This is a genomic window from Pseudomonas sp. GL-B-12 (genome assembly GCF_019955895.1).
Lineage (GTDB): Bacteria > Pseudomonadota > Gammaproteobacteria > Pseudomonadales > Pseudomonadaceae > Aquipseudomonas.
Genome location: NZ_JAHBCX010000042.1, coordinates 36,247 through 52,110, shown reverse-complemented (window position 1 = coordinate 52,110; position 15,864 = coordinate 36,247). Strand labels below are relative to the sequence as shown.

General features: G+C 59.9%; 21 protein-coding genes. 15 read left to right on the top strand and 6 right to left on the bottom strand.

Annotated features, from left to right (window positions below; all coding sequences use genetic code 11):
* Positions 1 to 17: 17 nt before the first annotated feature.
* The 3 genes from KGA85_RS22100 (at position 18) to KGA85_RS22090 (ending at position 1,411) form a co-directional block, all read left to right on the top strand.
* Positions 18 to 635, top strand: a complete 618-nt coding sequence (locus tag KGA85_RS22100) for a TPM domain-containing protein (protein WP_150727578.1) — start codon at positions 18 to 20, stop codon at positions 633 to 635.
* Between the two features lie 130 nt (positions 636 to 765).
* Positions 766 to 1,068, top strand: coding sequence for a helix-turn-helix transcriptional regulator (locus KGA85_RS22095; protein ID WP_223458353.1), 303 nt, complete (start codon positions 766 to 768; stop codon positions 1,066 to 1,068).
* On the top strand, positions 1,055 to 1,411 hold the full coding sequence (locus KGA85_RS22090; RefSeq protein WP_150727576.1) for a putative holin: 357 nt from the start codon (positions 1,055 to 1,057) through the stop codon (positions 1,409 to 1,411). The genes KGA85_RS22095 and KGA85_RS22090 overlap by 14 nt, the downstream gene beginning before the upstream one ends.
* A 143-nt stretch (positions 1,412 to 1,554) precedes the next feature.
* On the opposite strand, the gene KGA85_RS22085 is transcribed toward KGA85_RS22090, so the two are convergent.
* Positions 1,555 to 1,980, bottom strand: coding sequence for a helix-turn-helix domain-containing protein (locus tag KGA85_RS22085; protein ID WP_223458351.1), 426 nt, complete (start codon positions 1,978 to 1,980; stop codon positions 1,555 to 1,557).
* Positions 1,981 to 2,281: 301 nt separating this feature from the next.
* Here KGA85_RS22085 and KGA85_RS22080 point away from each other — a divergent pair, with 301 nt between their 5' ends.
* From KGA85_RS22080 to KGA85_RS22070, 3 genes are all read left to right on the top strand, one after another.
* Positions 2,282 to 2,560 carry an ogr/Delta-like zinc finger family protein gene (locus KGA85_RS22080; protein WP_150727575.1) on the top strand — a complete coding sequence of 93 codons (279 nt, stop codon included), beginning with the start codon at positions 2,282 to 2,284 and terminating at the stop codon, positions 2,558 to 2,560.
* A gap of 2 nt (positions 2,561 to 2,562) precedes the next feature.
* Complete coding sequence (locus tag KGA85_RS22075) at positions 2,563 to 2,925, top strand: hypothetical protein (protein ID WP_223458349.1); 363 nt, start codon at positions 2,563 to 2,565, stop codon at positions 2,923 to 2,925.
* 132 nt (positions 2,926 to 3,057) lie between these two features.
* Positions 3,058 to 4,272 (top strand): class I SAM-dependent methyltransferase, encoded by a 1,215-nt coding sequence (locus tag KGA85_RS22070; protein ID WP_223543367.1) that lies wholly within the window; start codon positions 3,058 to 3,060, stop codon positions 4,270 to 4,272.
* Here KGA85_RS22070 and KGA85_RS22065 read toward each other — a convergent pair.
* Positions 4,263 to 5,252, bottom strand: coding sequence for a DMT family transporter (locus KGA85_RS22065; RefSeq protein WP_223543366.1), 990 nt, complete (start codon positions 5,250 to 5,252; stop codon positions 4,263 to 4,265). The two genes, KGA85_RS22070 and KGA85_RS22065, sit on opposite strands and share 10 nt — an antisense overlap.
* Positions 5,253 to 5,487: 235 nt before the next feature.
* On the opposite strand from KGA85_RS22065, the gene KGA85_RS22060 reads away from it, so the two are divergent.
* The 3 genes from KGA85_RS22060 (at position 5,488) to KGA85_RS22050 (ending at position 6,884) form a co-directional block, all read left to right on the top strand.
* Positions 5,488 to 6,069: a DJ-1/PfpI family protein gene (locus tag KGA85_RS22060; protein ID WP_223446078.1), complete on the top strand. Its 582-nt coding sequence runs from the start codon at positions 5,488 to 5,490 to the stop codon at positions 6,067 to 6,069.
* Positions 6,070 to 6,083: 14 nt separating this feature from the next.
* Positions 6,084 to 6,389: a ribbon-helix-helix domain-containing protein gene (locus tag KGA85_RS22055; protein WP_223458355.1), complete on the top strand. Its 306-nt coding sequence runs from the start codon at positions 6,084 to 6,086 to the stop codon at positions 6,387 to 6,389.
* Positions 6,390 to 6,539: 150 nt separating this feature from the next.
* Positions 6,540 to 6,884: a YegP family protein gene (locus KGA85_RS22050; RefSeq protein WP_223458344.1), complete on the top strand. Its 345-nt coding sequence runs from the start codon at positions 6,540 to 6,542 to the stop codon at positions 6,882 to 6,884.
* A 108-nt stretch (positions 6,885 to 6,992) separates the two neighbouring features.
* Here KGA85_RS22050 and KGA85_RS22045 read toward each other — a convergent pair whose 3' ends face one another.
* A complete protein-coding gene (locus tag KGA85_RS22045; protein ID WP_223543365.1) occupies positions 6,993 to 8,012 on the bottom strand; it encodes a DUF4917 family protein in 1,020 nt (339 codons plus the stop codon).
* 131 nt (positions 8,013 to 8,143) lie between these two features.
* Here KGA85_RS22045 and KGA85_RS22040 point away from each other — a divergent pair, with 131 nt between their 5' ends.
* The 4 genes from KGA85_RS22040 (at position 8,144) to KGA85_RS22025 (ending at position 12,937) form a co-directional block, all read left to right on the top strand.
* The gene (locus KGA85_RS22040) at positions 8,144 to 9,052 is read left to right on the top strand and encodes a LysR family transcriptional regulator (RefSeq protein ID WP_223458340.1); all 909 of its coding nucleotides are present in this window, start codon (positions 8,144 to 8,146) and stop codon (positions 9,050 to 9,052) included.
* Positions 9,053 to 9,302: 250 nt separating this feature from the next.
* Entirely contained in the window at positions 9,303 to 10,496 is a 1,194-nt protein-coding gene (locus KGA85_RS22035) for a CaiB/BaiF CoA transferase family protein (RefSeq protein ID WP_223458339.1), read from the top strand.
* Entirely contained in the window at positions 10,493 to 11,419 is a 927-nt protein-coding gene (locus tag KGA85_RS22030; RefSeq protein WP_223537368.1) for a hydroxymethylglutaryl-CoA lyase, read from the top strand. Before KGA85_RS22035 ends, KGA85_RS22030 begins: the two co-directional genes overlap by 4 nt.
* Positions 11,420 to 11,605: 186 nt before the next feature.
* Positions 11,606 to 12,937 carry an MFS transporter gene (locus KGA85_RS22025; RefSeq protein WP_223458334.1) on the top strand — a complete coding sequence of 444 codons (1,332 nt, stop codon included), beginning with the start codon at positions 11,606 to 11,608 and terminating at the stop codon, positions 12,935 to 12,937.
* Positions 12,938 to 13,015: 78 nt separating this feature from the next.
* Here the strand turns inward: KGA85_RS22025 and KGA85_RS22020 are convergent, their stop codons facing one another.
* Entirely contained in the window at positions 13,016 to 13,504 is a 489-nt protein-coding gene (locus tag KGA85_RS22020; protein ID WP_223458332.1) for a DMT family transporter, read from the bottom strand.
* Positions 13,505 to 13,581: 77 nt separating this feature from the next.
* On the opposite strand from KGA85_RS22020, the gene KGA85_RS22015 reads away from it, so the two are divergent.
* Positions 13,582 to 14,490, top strand: coding sequence for a LysR family transcriptional regulator (locus KGA85_RS22015; protein WP_223458330.1), 909 nt, complete (start codon positions 13,582 to 13,584; stop codon positions 14,488 to 14,490).
* Between the two features lie 20 nt (positions 14,491 to 14,510).
* Here the strand turns inward: KGA85_RS22015 and KGA85_RS22010 are convergent, their stop codons facing one another.
* Positions 14,511 to 14,795: a type II toxin-antitoxin system RelE/ParE family toxin gene (locus tag KGA85_RS22010; protein WP_223458328.1), complete on the bottom strand. Its 285-nt coding sequence runs from the start codon at positions 14,793 to 14,795 to the stop codon at positions 14,511 to 14,513.
* Positions 14,785 to 15,024, bottom strand: coding sequence for a CopG family ribbon-helix-helix protein (locus tag KGA85_RS22005; RefSeq protein ID WP_223458326.1), 240 nt, complete (start codon positions 15,022 to 15,024; stop codon positions 14,785 to 14,787). Before KGA85_RS22005 ends, KGA85_RS22010 begins: the two co-directional genes overlap by 11 nt.
* Positions 15,025 to 15,177: 153 nt before the next feature.
* Between KGA85_RS22005 and KGA85_RS22000 the strand changes: the two genes are divergently transcribed.
* Positions 15,178 to 15,816, top strand: coding sequence for a LysE family translocator (locus KGA85_RS22000; protein WP_223537371.1), 639 nt, complete (start codon positions 15,178 to 15,180; stop codon positions 15,814 to 15,816).
* Positions 15,817 to 15,864 lie beyond the last annotated feature (48 nt).

Below are 15,864 nucleotides of genomic sequence, written 5' to 3'. Positions count from 1 at the left end.
AGCAGGCACTTCACGACATGGCATTACTGACTGAACACGAACAACGCAAAGTGGCCGAGGCCATTGCCCGGGTCGAGCGCGAGACCGACGCAGAACTGGTGACCGTACTCGCTGCCCGCGCCGACGACTATGCGTACATCCCGTTGCTGTGGGCCAGTCTGCTGGCGCTGCTGGTACCGGGCATCGTGCATTACTTCACCGGTTGGCTGACCCTGCACAGCCTGCTGCTGGTGCAATGGGCCATCTTCATCGTGCTGTGCCTGGTGTTCCGCCTGCCGAAAGTCACCACCCATCTGATACCGCGCTCGGTGCGCCACTGGCGTGCCTCGAACCTGGCGCGCCGGCAGTTCCTGGAGCAGAACCTGCACCACACCGAGGGCAGCACCGGCGTGCTGATTTTCGTTTCCGAAGCCGAGCGTTATGTGGAGATCCTGGTGGATGAAGGGATTTCCAGCCGGCTGGACAACAAGAACTGGGACGCGATCGTCGCCACGTTTACCCAGCAGGTGAAGCAGGGGCAGACGCTGCAAGGGTTTGTCAGCTGCGTCGAAGCCTGTGGCGAGTTGCTCAAGGTGCATGTGCCAGTGACCCATGTGCGCAATGAGTTGCCGAACCGGTTGGTGGTACTCGGCTAAGTCATGTCATGACGTTGTGTAGCGCCCGTCGCTACAACTCCCGTTAATTGTCCGGGTTCGGCCTTGCCATCAGTATTTCTCTCTAACAGTGGACGCCCAGCGACGGGTGTTCCCGCGAAGAGGGATTCTTATGACAACCCAACAATCGAATGACTCTTTGGCACGAGTAGCTCCTGGCGGAGAGGGACGTACGCCAACGGCGAAGCTGACGGCAAAAGAAACACAAGTCCTGATGTGGTGTTTCAAGGGCAAGACTTCCTGGGAGATCGCCAGGATCGAGAATTGCACGGAATCTACCGTCAATTTTCACTTCGCCAATATTCGCCGAAAATTCGCAGTCAGTTCGCGCAGTTCCGCCTTGCTAAAGGCCATCGAGTCGGGAGCGATCATCGTGGACTCGGTCGTTGCGCGAGGTGCACATGAGCCTGACTGATTCGACCTACAACGGTATCAGTGGGCTCATGTTGGGAATGGGGATTGCAACGCTGCCAGTCGTTGATGGCGAGGCACTGTTCGGTGCAATGCTCGGAGCGTGGCTGGTCACGACCACTCGCACTGACTTCAAGGCCTGGCAGCGCATTGGTTCCTGGTTGCTGTCTGCAGGTGTCGGTTACCTCTTTACGCCTGTCGCACATCCGCTGGCGCCTTTTCTGACAGGAGGCGTGACAGCCTTTCTTTGCGCACTGGTCGTTATTCCTATCAGCATCAAGCTTATGCAATGGATCGATAGCGCCGGTATCGGCGAAATCATTCGACACCTGAGAGGGCGAAAATGATGGTCTGTGGAAGGCTTGCCTTGGTGTGGGTGACGGACGTGGTTTACTTGATACGTGTGTTCCGGCTGGCGTGTTATCAGCGCATTTCTATCTGTTGCCCGTGGCACGTCTTGAAGCAATGAAACTTCTGATGACATATGTCTTCAAGTTTCAGTCGAGGATTTAAGTGTTGCGAGAATAGAGGCCATTTCGGAAAGTCTGAGTTCCATGTCACGCAGTCGTTGCTTTTCCTCGAGTGCGTTTTGTATGGCGCAGCGATCATCTTCGTCGAGCAACCGCCAGAGCGCGAGAATGGTGTTTTCCCGTGTTGTGCTTTCCTGATCAGCCTCCGAAGAGTCAGTAACTTTTTGTCTCAGGATCGGCCCTTCACCCAGCAGCAACCAGTCAAGGGAGACTCCCCGCGCTTGTGCGATATCTACGCATAATGAGTATGGCGTGCTGTCGCGGCCTCTCCAGCTACTAAGTGTCTGCGGGCTGATCTGTAGCGCGGAAGATAAAGAAGCATCGGTTTTTGTGCCAGTAATCTGCTTTAGTCGAGCCAAAACAGCTTGTGATTTTTTGCTACGCAATTTGAGCCTCTTCCTTTTGACATATGCTTTTTGAGTGCCTAATTTATGCGTAATGAGTACTTTTTTTCATAATAAGTAATCAATCATCAAAGATGAGTCAGAAGAATACGATGTCGAAACTTCCTAATGGTATCAAGGTGATTTCCTACGAGCATGGCTCGAACCCATTACGCGTCTGCCCGATGCACTTCCTTATGTCTGGCAGACACTATTCGCAAGTCCGGAGCGCCACGATGAACGTCTCAAGCAGTATTGCGTTTGATCAGGTTGATTGCCACCAAATGACCGTCGGGAATCAAGCATGAGCACTTATAAAATGGTGTGCCCGCACTGCTTGAGCAGGATGCGCATCCGCACCAGCGAAGGCCGACATATTTTCCTGCGGGTGGCGTATCTGCAATGCACGTCGGAAGCTTGCGGTTGGTCTGTACGTGCCGAATTTGAAATGACCCATGAACTTTCGCCCAGTGGCATGCCCAATCCGGCCGTACGCCTGCCTTGCGCCGGGCCCGATTTGCGCCGTGCCGCCCGGCCCGTGGCAGTCAGTCCTGCCACGACAGAAGTGCCTCAGGAGACGTGAGCATGAAGGTCAGCGATGAAAATGCAGAGCTGAATGAGGAGCTATTGGCGATAGCCCAGGCGTTTTTGGGGCGTCATGAAAGTGAAGGGGGGATCGATGATCAAGTCCTGTTTTGTCGCGCGGTGAAGAATCTGCAGGGTATGGATGTACCGATGCACTTGGCGGAAAGGCTGGTTAGCCGTGCCTATGGCGTACTCAAGTCGTGCAACGACCGTCGGCGCCTGGACATCGATGCCAGTTCCGAAACGGTCGCCGTGGTGACCGACCCTGCCAGCGGACTGACCTGGGCAGTGCCAGTGGGGTTGATCGTCAAACACATTATTAACTCACCGAATAACCGCAGGCTTCGCCTGGTGGAACCCTGAGGTTTCAATGGTTGTATTGAGGTCCTGGGCTGCGTGACTGGGACCTGTCGCAAAATAACCCCGTGCCCAAAGCCCTCGTCCCCCTTAAAATACCGACATTCTCCGATTTGCATCGCCTGAGGCCGTTTTTCCATGTCCGTCACCGCCACTCCCGCCAGCCTCGCGCCGGATCATCACGCTCAGTTCATCGACCTGCTGCAAACCAGCCTCGAGCACAATGCGTTCATCAAACTGGTGCTGGCCAAGTACGTGGGCGATGAAACGGACCTGCAGCGGATCATCATCAAGCCGGTGACGGTCAAGGCGCAGCCTTGCCTGTCTTTTGTCTACCGCTACAAGACCCGCGATATCACCAAGAACCTGCCGCTGGCCGATGGCGTGGCAAGTATTGCCGAGTTGCTGCCGGCGTCGTTCAAAAATGCGCATTTGTTGTCGTTGACCGACGAAGCCCAGCTCGAATACAGCAAAAAGGGCAAGTCATCGCTGTTCAAGAGTAAACCTCAGCAATTGCGTGAAGTGCCATCGGCCGAGCACAACCGTGAGAAAAACCGTTTTCTTGACCTGAGCCGGCCGTTTCTCGCCGACCTGGGTGTGACCAACAAGCAGCATGAACTGATCCCGGCGATGTCGCGCAAGTGGAAGCAGATCAACAAGTTCATCGAAGTGTTCAGCCATGCGCTGACGTCGTCACCCCTGGCGCTGGACAAGCCGGTGCGGGTGGCGGACTTCGGTTCGGGCAAGGGCTACCTGACCTTCGCCATCCACGATTACCTGCGCAACACCTTGAAGGCCGAAGGCGAGGTGACCGGCGTCGAGCTGCGTGAAGACATGGTCACCCTGTGCAACACCGCGGCTGCCAAGCTTGAACACCCCGGCCTGGTGTTCAAGTGCGGTGACGTGCGCAGCGTGGCGCCGAGCGAGCTGGACGTGATGATCGCCCTGCATGCATGCGATATCGCCACTGACTATGCGATCCACACCGGCATCCGTTCCGGCGCCTCGATCATCATGTGCTCGCCGTGCTGCCACAAACAGATCCGCCTGCAAATCCAGAGCCCGACGCTGCTCAAGCCGATGCTGCAATACGGCTTGCACCTGGGCCAGCAGGCCGAGATGGTCACCGACAGTTTGCGCGCGTTGTTCCTTGAGGCCTGTGGTTATGAGACCAAGGTGTTCGAGTTCATCTCACTGGATCACACCAACAAGAACAAGATGATCCTGGCGGTCAAACGCGCCGAACCGGTGGACCCGGCCCAGTTGCTGGCGAAGATTCAAGAGCTGAAAGACTTCTATCACATTAGCGAACATTGCCTGGAAACGTTGCTGCGCGCTGACGGTTACCTCTGATCCTGTGGGAGCGGCGGTGCGGCGATCCGACTTGCTCGCGAGGGCGTTGGGTCAGTCGATATTGGTGTTGAATGTGGAGCCGCATTCGCGAGCAAGCCCGCTCCCACATGGGGTTTGATTGTGGTCTTGCGTCCCAGCATCACCGTCACGATCACCCCACCAGCGAACAGCCAGGTAATCGGCTCCACATGTTCACCGAAGAACAGCGCCGAGAAGGCGATGGTGAAGAAGATCTGCAGCAACTGGATCTGACTGACCCGGGCAATGCCGCCCATGGCCAGCCCGGCGTACCAGGCAAAGAAGCCGATGAACTGCGAAAACAGCGAGACATAACCGAAGGCCCACCAGGTCTTGGCGGAAATCTCGCTCTGATGCTGCAGCGCCAGATACACCACCGGGCCGATCAGCAGCGGCGTCGACAGCACCAGCGCCCAGCAGATCACCTGCCAGCCGCCCATCTCCCTCGCCAGCCGGCCTCCCTCGGCGTAGCCCAATCCGCCCACTGCAATGGCGCCAAGCATCAGCAAGTCACCGGCCTGAATACTGCCGGCACCGCTGATCAGTGCATAACCGAGCACCAACGCGCTGCCCAATGCGGCGCAGGCCCAGAAGGCTTTCGAAGGTCGCTCATGGGACAACCACGCGGCGTACAGCGCCACGCACAGCGGCTGCAAACCATTGACCAGCGCGCCGTGGGACGCCGGCAAAGTTTGCATGGCCCAGGCCGACAATACCGGGAAACCGAGGATCACCCCGGCCATCACCAGCGTCAGGCCTTTGACCTGTTTCCAGGTCGGCCATTTTTCCCGGTGCCACAGCAACAGCAACGCCGCCGGAACCGCCGCAAACAGTGCCCGACCCAGGCCGTTGAGCAGCGGGTGCAGTTCCTGCACGACGATCCGCGTGAAGGGCAGGGTGAGGCTGAAGATCACAACGCCGAGCAGGCCCAGGGCCATGCCGGTGTTTTCGCGCGAGGACATGTTGGCAACCAGAATCGTGGAGGGTGGGAGGTGGTGTTATCTAGCCATAAACCCCGCGCTTTGGCGCTTACAGCTGGCTACAGAAATATCCGTACAGTTTTGGGTACACCTTTGTGGCGAGGGGGCATTCCGACAAGCCCCCTCGCCACAAGGTAGTAGCCGGTTGTTACCCGACCCGCCGGATAAGGACTACCTTGAATACTCCTGCAAGCCCACTTCCAGAGGAGTCCTCCCCATGGCTGCGAAAAAAATTCTGATGCTGGTCGGTGATTACGTCGAAGACTATGAAGTGATGGTGCCGTTCCAGGCGTTGCTGATGGTCGGCCACACGGTGCACGCCGTTTGCCCGGACAAGGCTGCCGGCCAGACCGTGCGCACGGCGATCCATGACTTTGAAGGCGACCAGACCTACAGCGAAAAACCCGGTCACCTGTTTGCCCTCAACTTTGACTTTGCCAAGGTCAACGCCGCCGATTATGACGCAGTGCTGATTCCGGGCGGCCGTGCGCCGGAGTACCTGCGCCTGAACGAAAAAGTCCTGGAACTGGTGCGCGCATTCGACAAGGCTGGCAAGCCGATCGCTGCCGTGTGCCATGGCGCGCAGTTGCTGGCGGCAGCGGGTGTTCTCGAAGGTCGCGAATGCAGCGCTTATCCGGCCTGCGCCCCGGAAGTGCGACTGGCGGGCGGTACGTATATCGATATTGCGGTGACGGACGGCCATGTCCAGGGCAATCTGGCCACGGCTCCGGCCTGGCCTGCGCACCCGAACTGGCTGGCCGGTTTCCTGGGGTTGCTGGGTACCAAAATCACGCTGTAACGAGGGCCATGTCCATGTGCGAGCTGTACGTCAAAGCCGACCCGATTCTCTATGAATCGCGCTCCCGCTCGCTGCGCATCTGCGGGGTGGTCACCACCCTGCGGCTGGAGAATCAGTTTTGGGACATCCTCAGCGAAATCGCCGAGGTCGATGGCATGACCACCAATCAGTTGATCACCAAGCTGTATGAAGAGGTGATGGACTATCGCGGCGTGGTGGTCAATTTCGCTTCGTTCTTGCGGGTGAGTTGTACGCGGTATCTGAGCCAGCGGCGGACGTCGGCGCCGGAGTTGTCGGTGGTGCGGGCTGCGGCGAAGTAAGGAAGATAGTGTCGACACCATCGCGAGCAGGGATCACGCTGAACCTGTGGGAGCGGGCTTGCCCGCGAAGGGGGCCGTTCAGGCGACAGAAATCCCGGCTTGGTCTTTACTGTGAAGCGCGCAACCTCTCAATCGCCAAGGAGAAAGAGCATGTCCGGATGGTATGAAGTGAGCAAAAGCAGCAATGGCCAGTTCAGGTTTGTCCTCAAGGCGGCCAACGCCGAGACCATTCTGACCAGCGAGCTGTACACCACCCACGCCGCCGCCGACAAAGGCATCGCCTCGGTCCAGGCCAACAGCCCGCTGGATGAGCGTTACGAGAAGAAAACCACCAAGGATGGCCATCCTTATTTCAATCTAAAGGCAGGCAATCACGAGATCATCGGCAGCAGCGAGGCCTACTCCTCGCCGGCGGCCATGGAAAAAGGCATTGCCAGCGTGAAGGCCAACGGCTCGTCCAAGGTGGTCAAGGACAAGACGTTGCCGGTGCTTTGAGTACAGCTTTCAAATCCGACACAAATCCCTGTGGGAGCGAGCTCCCACAGGGGTAATGCATCCAATGTAGGAGCGAGCCTGCTCGCGATGACGGCAGCCGCGTCGCCGCTAAACCTCGACCGGAACTGCCAGCTTCGGGCCACCCAGCGCATGGCTCTTGGAGTCAAAAAACCGCAACTCAACCCCCGTCCCCTCAAACACTTTCGCGTAATGCCGCTTCTGGTGCTGGATGAAGGCCTTGCTGCGCGGGTAAATCGAGATCGCCACCACCTGTGGATTCGCTAGGCGCAAGGCATGGATGATGTGGCTGTCCTGCTCCCCCAGCGCATGGCCGAAGATGCACAGCGCCTGGCCGTGACCGAGTAATTGCTCGTAGCAGAACGACAGATAGTCCGAACTGCGAATGGTCTTGAGCTTGTCCGCACTAGGCCCTTCATTGACGAACAGCGGCACGTCGTCGAGGGTCTTGATCGTGTTGTTGATGGCGAAACTGCCCAGCAACGTGCCCTCGGTCGACATCAGTTTGCGCGCCGTACCGTCCTGATTGCGCACCAGATGCAGACCGCCGTGCAGGTACAGCAAACGGGTTTTATCGGTGGCCGTGTCGCTCAGGTCGAAACCGGGTTCGGCGCCCTGGAACAGATCGGTGATCGCCTCAGGCTGGTGTTGCACCGCCCAGTAGTTGAGCAAGTCGTAATTGGTGGTGAACACCGTGCGATAGCTGGCCAGTTCCTGATTGATGGTTGCCAGCGTCGAAGGCACCACCAGCCGCCACGGGATATGCACCGCATGCACGGTGTTGATCAGCGCTTCCTTGATCGCGTAGTAGCGATTGCGTGGGGCGGCGGAACTGACGGCCAGGGCCTTGTTGACCCGGCTGGTGGTCTTCAACGCGCTCAGTACCTGCTCGAAACTGCGGGTCTGCATCGCATCGAACACACTCAGCTCGGACGGGCTCAGGGGTTTTTCTTCAACGGTGCGGGCGTTGTCGAACAGCGACTCGTAGCCGAAATCGTCCCACACCGCGCGACTGGCACCGTTGCCCACCAGCAAACCACTGAACGAAGTGGTGCTGCGCAAGGCGTTCCAGTCTTCAAGTTGAGCATCGACATCCTGGAAATCGGTCATTGCGGTCTTCGTCTCACGGCAAAAGGTCTGTGGGCGGCGACTTTATCACGACCGGTGACCGGACCACGGCACGACGCGGGCGAAGAACGCTATGCTGCGAATTCGCCTGAGCCGACTTCGCCGAGTAACCGATGCTGCAAAAAAGCCTGATCCGCCGTCTCGACCTGATCACTCTGCAACTGTTCGTCGCCGTGCATGAGGAGGGCACGCTGACCCGTGCCGCCTCGCGCGAAGCGATTGCAGTCTCGGCGGCGAGCAAGCGTTTGATGGAGCTGGAGGAGGCGCTGGGCATCAGCCTGTTCGTGCGCCAAGCCAAGGGCATGTCCCTGACGCCGGCCGGTGAAACCCTGTTGCACCATGCCCGGCAGATGTTGTTCAACGTCGAGAAAATGGGGCTTGAACTGGGCGAGCACAGCCACGGTGTGCGCGGCTATGTGCGGATGCTCGCCAACCTGTCGGCGATCATTCAGTTTTTGCCCGAGGACCTGCGGGATTTTTCCGAGCGTCACCCACAGGTCAAGACCGACCTCGAAGAACGCCCAAGCGCCGGGGTGATTCAGGGCGTGCTCGACGGGGTGGCCGACCTCGGGATCTGTTCCATCGACAGTGACATCAAAGGCCTGCACAGCGTGCTGTATCGCCAGGACAAACTGGTGGTGTTGATGCCGCCGCACCATCCATTGGCGAGCCGGTCGAGCGTGGCGTTTGCCGACACGCTGGACAGTGATTATGTTGGCTTGCATGCTGCCAGTTCGATCAACATGCGTACCCACGCGGCGGCGCGCCAGGCTGGTAAGGTTTTGCGTTTGCGCATTCATGTGCCGGGGTTTGATGCGATGTGCCGGATGGTCCAGGCCAACATGGGTATCGGCATCCTTCCGCAACGCGCCTTTGAATTGTTTGGTCGGGCACTGGGTTTGCACGCGGTGCCATTGACGGATGAATGGTCCGACCGGGCGTTGATTCTGGTGGTGCGCGATGAGGCGTTGCTGTCACCGGTGAGCCGGATGTTGTTTGAGCATTTACGCGGGGCGACCTGAGAATTCTCTGCTGAATGGGCCGGCCCCTTCGCGAGCAAGCCCGCTCCCACACTGGATCTGTGTAGCGCTGAAGATCCCTGTGGGAGCGGGCTTGCTCCGGGCGGCGATCCGACGAAGGCGGCCCTGAGGCCGCGACAATCCCCCAGAGCGTTCGCATTTCGCGAACGCTCGTTGCCAACTGAAGGTTGGATTCACGAGCCCCCTGTCCTCTAGCCTTGGCGCATATTCCAAGAACAAGAGGTACCCCGCGATGACTGCCCCCTTGAGTGCGATCAAAGTGATCGAGATCGGCACGCTGATCGCCGCGCCGTTTGCGGCGCGCATGCTGGCCGAGTTTGGCGCCGAGGTGATCAAGATCGAAGCCCTGGGCCAGGGCGATCCCCTGCGCAAATGGCGCAAGCTGCACGAAGGCACCTCGCTGTGGTGGTACCTGCAATCGCGCAACAAGAAGTCCCTGGCGTTGAACCTCAAGTCCCCCGAAGGCATCGAGCTGGTCAAGCAACTGGCGACCGGCGCCGACGTACTGATCGAGAACCTGCGTCCCGGCGCCCTGGAAAAACTCGGCCTCGGTTGGGACGTGTTGCATGCGCTCAACCCCAACCTGACGCTGGTGCGGATTTCCGGTTACGGCCAGACCGGCCCGTACCGTGATCGTCCGGGTTTCGGTGCCATCGGCGAGGCCATGGGCGGGATTCGCTACACCACCGGCACGCCCGGTTCGCCGCCGGCTCGGGTCGGCGTGAGCCTTGGCGATTCCCTGGCGTCGCTGCACGCGGTGATCGGTGCGCTGATGTCATTGTTGCGGGTCAAGACCGGGCAGGGCGGCGGGCAAATCGTTGATGTGTCCCTGGCCGAAAGCGTGTTCAACGTCATGGAAAGCCTGGTGCCGGAATACGACATGCTTGGCCATGTGCGTGAACGCAGCGGTGGTGCTTTGCCGGGGATCGCGCCGTCCAATACCTACTTGACGGCCGACGGTGCCTACGTGGTGATTGCCGGCAACAGCGATCCGATCTACAAGCGCCTGATGCAAACCATCGGCCGCGTGGATCTGGCCGAGGCGCCGGAATTCGCCCACAACGACGGGCGTGCAGCCAAAAGCAGTCTGCTCGACGCCGCCATCACCCACTGGACCAGCAGCCTGCCGATCGATGAGGTACTGGCCGCCCTGGAAGCCGCCGAAGTCCCGGCCGGGCGCATCTACTCGGTGGCCGACATCGTCGCCGATCCGCACTATCAGGCGCGGGACATGCTGCTCAATGCCGAACTGCCCGGTGGTGCCACGGTGAAGATGCCGGGCATCGTGCCGAAACTCTCCGAGACGCCCGGCGGCGTGAACTGGTCCGGCCCCGGTCTGGGCCAGCATACCGACGGCATCCTCGCGCAATTGGGCCTTACCGCGATGGACATCGAACGCCTGAAAGTCGAAGGAGTGGTGCAATGATCACCGATTATTCCGATAGCCTGATCGTGCAGGAAGTGTCCCCGCGCGACGGTTTGCAAATCGAGCCGACCTGGGTTGAAACCGCTGACAAGATCGCCCTGATCGACCAACTGTCGCAGGCCGGGTTCAGCCGTATCGAGGCCGGTTCGTTCGTGTCGCCCAAGGCTATCCCGGCACTGCGCGATGGCGAACTGGTGTTCAAGGGCATCACCCGGCAACCGGGGGTGATCTACGTCGCGTTGATCCCCAACCTAAAAGGCGCGCAACGGGCGCTGGCGTGCAGTGCCGATGAGCTGAACCTGGTGATGTCCGCCAGCCAGACCCACAACCTGGCGAACATGCGCATGGGTTGTGAAGATTCGTTGGCCGCGTTCGGCGAGACTGTGCAGTTCGTCGGCGACAGTCCCGTGCGACTCAACGGCAGCATCGCCACCACCTTCGGCTGCCCCTTCGAAGGCAAGATCGATGAGGACCGCGTAGTGCAAATCGTCGAGGCCTATCAGGAGCTCGGCATCCAGGGCATTACCCTGGCCGACACAACGGGCATGGCCAACCCGCGTCAGGTCGACCGACTGGTGCGCCGGGTGCTGCAGCGGGTGCCCCCGGCGGACCTGACCCTGCACTTTCACAACACCCGCGGCCTTGGCCTGTGCAACGTACTGGCCGCCTACGAGGCCGGTGCCCGACGCTTCGACGCGGCCCTCGGTGGCCTCGGCGGCTGTCCGTTTGCGCCGGGGGCGTCGGGAAATATCTGCACCGAGGATCTGGTGAACCTGTGCGATGAAGTCGGCATTCATACCGGTATCGATCTGCCGCTGCTGCTGAAGCTGTCCCGAGGACTGCCGGCGCTGCTCAGTCATGAAGTGCCCGGACAGCTGGCCAAGGCCGGGCGCAATTGTGATTTGCACCCCGTGCCTTCCTGACCCAACCGAAAACCCTGTGGGAGCGGGCTTGCTCGCGAAGACGGAGTGTCAGTCGACATCACTGCTGAATGTCAGACCGCTTTCGCGAGCAAGCCCGCTCCCACAGTAAAAGCACTTCCGCTGAGCTACTCAACCAGACAACAAAAACAATCGGACACCCACGGGAAGTCCGCCTGGAGAAACGCAATGAGCCTTAATGCACTGGAGGCGGGCGCGAGCCCGGCCGTTAGCCACGACACCGAAAAAGCCCTGGTCAGCAAAGTCGCCTGGCGCCTGATGCCACTGATCATGGTCTGCTACCTGTTCGCCTTTTTCGACCGCATCAACATCAGCTTCGCCAAGTTTCAGCTGCAGACCGACCTGAGCCTGAGCGACACCGCTTATGGCCTGGGTGCCGGGTTGTTCGTGGTCGGCTATGTGATTTTCGAAGTGCCGAGCAACATGATGCTGTACAAGGTCGGCGCCCGGCGCTGGATCGCCCGGATCATGATGTCCTGGGGCCTGGCCACGGCGGCAATGGTGTTCGTCAACAGCGAATGGCAGTTCTACGTGCTGCGCTTCGTGATCGGTGCGATGGAGGCGGGTTTTGCCCCAGGCGTGCTGTATTACCTGACCCTGTGGTTCCCGCAGCACTATCGCGGGCGCATCACCTCGATGCTGTTCCTGTCGTCGGCGTTCGCCGGCCTGGTGGGCGCGCCGTTCTCAGGCCTGGTGCTGCAACACCTCGACGGTGTGTTGCAGATGCGTGGCTGGCACTGGCTGTTCCTGCTCGGTGGTGTGCCGTGCATCGGCCTCGGTTTGCTGGTGCTGACCCTGCTCAAGGACCGCATCGAAGACGCCCATTGGCTGACGCCATCGGAGAAGACCCTGCTGGCCAGCCGCATCGCCCAGCATGAGCCGCACAAGAGCGGTGGTTCGCTGCTCGCCGCGCTGCGGATTCCGGGTTTCCTGACCTTGGGGCTGATCTATTTCCTGATTCAGGTGGCGTCCTACGGCTTGAATTTCTGGGCGCCGCAACTGATCCGCAGCGCCGGTACTGAAAGTCCGGTGATGATCGGCTTGCTGACAGCCATCCCGTACATATGCGGTGCCATCAGCATGGTGGTGATCGGACGCCTGTCCGATGCTTCTGGCGAGCGACGCAAGTTTGTCGCCGGTCTGGTGGCGGTCGGTGCGGTCGGGTTCTTCTGCGCGGGGATCTTCGCCAACCACACGACCTCCCTGATTGTCGCGTTGGGCCTGCTCGGTGCCGGGATCATCGCCTCCATCCCGAGCTTCTGGACCTTGCCGCCGAAACTGCTGGCCGGTGCCGGTGCGGGCGCTGCTGGCGGGATCGCGGTGATCAACACCCTGGGCCAGTTCGGCGGCATCGTCAGCCCGGTGATGGTCGGCCGGATCAAGGACCTGACCGGCAGCACCACGCCGGCGTTGTATGTCATTGGTGTCTGTGCGCTGATTGCGGTGGCGCTGTTGCTGTGGGGGTTGCCGCAGAAGTTGCGCACACTCGATAAGTTTTAAAAGATCGCAGCCTTTGGCTACTCCTGCTCGGACCACGCATCCCCGTAGGAGCTGCCGGAGGCTGCGATCTTTTGATCTTCAAGAAGTCGCTGTCATCGCTTTTTCCGCAGCGTCACTAAACTGAATCAACACCACCCCGGCCATCAACAGCACCACCCCAAACACCTTCGGCAAGGTGACCTGCCGCTCCACCAACCCAAACCAGCCGTAGTGATCCAGCAACAACGACGCCACCACTTGCCCCGCCAGCGCCAATGCCATGAACCCTGCGGCACCCAGCTTGGGCAGCAACACCAATGCCAAGGAAATAAAGCACACCCCAAAAGCGCCACCGGCCCACATCCAAAGCGGCGCCTTGCTGATGAATGCCAGTGACGGCAACGGCAAACGCATCGCAACGATAATCGGCAACAGCACGATAACGCTCACCAGCAACGAGGCTAGCGTCGCCCACAACGGATGGCCCAACCCACGCCCGAGATTAACGTTGATCGCACTCTGAAACGGCACCACCGCCCCGGCGATCATCGCCAGCCCCATCAGACCGGCCCAATGCAACGTACTCATGATCGATCTCCAACAGGTTTTGCTGGACTCTAGGGTATTCGTCGCGCAGATTTAAATTCCGTTTTGTTATCCAGAACATGCAGCAGATGAATGATCTACGACGCATCGACCTCAATTTGCTGGTAATCCTCGACGCCTTGCTCAGCGAGCAACACGTGACCCGGGCGGCCGAGCGTCTGCACTTGAGCCAGCCAGCGGTCAGTCATGCGCTGGCGCGATTGCGTGACCTGCTCGGCGATCCGCTGCTGGTGCGCGCCGGTGCCGGCCTTGTACCGACTCCGCGAGCGCTGGAACTGGTGGCGCCGCTGGCCGAAGCCCTGGCCCAGGTGCAAGCGTTGCTGGCGCCGAACGCCTTCGATCCGGCGACCACCCAGCGCACCTTCCGCCTGGCGATGTCCGACTACGGCGCCGCCATTGTCTTGCCGGGACTGATCCGAACATTGCGCCGCGAAGCGCCGGGCATCGACCTGCAAATCAGCCATGGCAGCCGCGAAAGCATGCTCGAAGGAGTGCTTAACGGTGACATTGACGTCGCCGCCGGTGTATTCCCGGAAATGCCCAACGAATTGCGCAGCACAGCGCTGTTCGATGAGCACTACGCCTGCCTGGTGGACCGCAACAGCCTGCCCGCCGATGGTGTCCTCGACCTGGCCACTTATTTGGCACGTCCCCACGTCCTGCTGGAAATGCGCGGCAGCGGCACCCCGGAGATCGAGCGCGCGCTTACTGCCTTGCGCGAGCGCCGGCGTGTCGCCATCAGCCTGCCACACTGGAGCGTCGCCCCGCAGCTCATCAGCGGCTCCGACCTGATCCTCACCGTTGCGTCGCGCGGCTTACGCGATATCGATGAGTCCTCATTGGTTGTCGTGCCACCGCCGTTTCACATTCCATCGTTCACCTTTGTGTTGGCGTGGCATAAACGGCGGGGTGGGGATCAGGCGTTGAACTGGTTGAATCGGAGGATTGGGGAGGGGATCGAACGCTAGAGGCTTTTCTAAAATGGCCTTCACCCATTGGAAGGTGGCAGGCGACGCGTATGAAAAATTCGTAGTACCTGAAGCCGACCTTGGCGTACCCGGTAGGGAATCAAATAGGGTCGATCAGGCATGACCCATTCCCGGGTACCGGGTAAGCGTCCTTCACGACCCGTCGCTGGAAATCGGGCAAGGTGATCGACACTGGCGAGAATTGCCTGGACAAAATCTGCTGCAACTTCTGGATTCTCGATGGCGATGTACGCGGCTTCGTCATCCAGATTCTTTAACGCCGTACGCAACCACTCAACGCGCATTCGCCGTCCACTTGTCAGCCATTGCGTTCACTTCTTCTTGTGTCGCGAAGTCACCTTCATCGGCTTCTTTCAAGGCTTTCTGAGTTTCCTCGATTTGCCACGCTTCACGGGCCAGGTATTCACGCAGCGCATCCACGGCCAGAAATGATTTGCTGCGGCCCGTTGCTTTGGAAAGACTCGCGAGGGTATCGGCGATTTCGTCTGGTACGCGCAGGGACATAACTGACATGGTGGTCTCGATGTAGTGGTTTGTAATACAACATACTACACCGTCATCAGTGAGGCGGGGCCCGCCCGTTCGTCTGTCGAGATGTATCAGTCGACAGGCAATGACCTGATATAGACTGGCGACCATTCACCAAGCAGTTCAAAAGGACTCCCAATGACCCCATCGTTGCTAGTGGCCGTGCTTGCCTCGGGTTTTATCTACGGCATCACCCCGGGGCCGGGTGTGCTGGCAGTGTTCGGCATTGGCGCGGCCCATGGGCGACGGGCCGGGGCGGGGTTTCTGTGCGGGCATTTGCTCGGCGATGTGGTGTGGTGCAGCACGGCGCTGATCGCGATTGTCGGTGCGCGGGAGATCGGCAGTACCGCGTTCGACGTGCTCGGTGTGCTCAGCGGCCTGTACCTGTTCTGGCTCGGCTGGCGTGCGGTGCGCGCCCGGCGCAGCAACGCTGATGCGCCACAGGGGCCGGCGCGGCAGCCGTTCTGGCACGGCATTCTGTTTGGCCTGACCAATCCGAAGGCCTATCCGGTGGCGGTGGCGACGTTCACGGCGCTGTTGTCGAGCCGCGCGGAACTGCTCAACTGGTCAATGCTGCCGGCGCTGATCGCCCTGAGTTTCGTCGGCGGGTTGCTCGCCTACGCTATTCTCATTGGCGTTGTCGGTGCGCGGCGAGTACGCAGCTTGTACCAGCGTCATGAACTGGCAATCACCCGGTTGTGCGGGGTGATGTTCATCGGTTTCGCCATCAACGCGCTGGTCCATGCGTTGCCGGGGCTGATGCCGAACAAGGCTTGAATATGATCACAAGGATGCAAGGCCAACAGGGCAGGGATGATTGATAAG